At 64.7% G+C, this 368-nt stretch carries 1 protein-coding gene; it reads right to left on the bottom strand.

Features of this window, described 5'->3' with window-relative positions; translation table 11 throughout:
* A partial coding sequence (locus H6M51_RS24340; protein ID WP_185812327.1) for an SIS domain-containing protein occupies positions 1-368 on the bottom strand: 368 nt, incomplete at both ends.

The raw sequence follows: 368 nt of genomic DNA, 5'->3' as shown, positions 1-368 counted from the left end.
GTGCCGCGAGCGCGGCCGGCAGCGACCGCGAGTGAGGCGAGAACGGTGAGCTGGCAGGTGAAGGCCTTGGTCGAGGCCACACCGATTTCCGGGCCGGCGAGGATGGGGAAGACGGCGTCCGATTCGCGGGCGATCGTCGATTCCCTGACGTTGACCACCGCGCCGATTTTCAGCCCATTGTCGCGGCAATAGCGCAGGGAGGCCAGCGTGTCGGCGGTTTCGCCGGACTGGGAGATGAAAAGAGCCGCCTGATCCTTGGACAAAGGCATTTCGCGGTAGCGGAATTCCGAGGCGACATCGATCTCGACCGGCAGGCGGGCATAACGCTCGAACCAGTACTTACCGACGAGACCCGCGAGATAGGCGGT

The organism is Rhizobium sp. AQ_MP (assembly GCF_014237835.1).
In the GTDB taxonomy this organism is placed as follows: domain Bacteria; phylum Pseudomonadota; class Alphaproteobacteria; order Rhizobiales; family Rhizobiaceae; genus Allorhizobium.
Note: the sequence above shows the minus strand (reverse complement) of the source record. Positions and strands in the feature narration are given on the sequence as shown.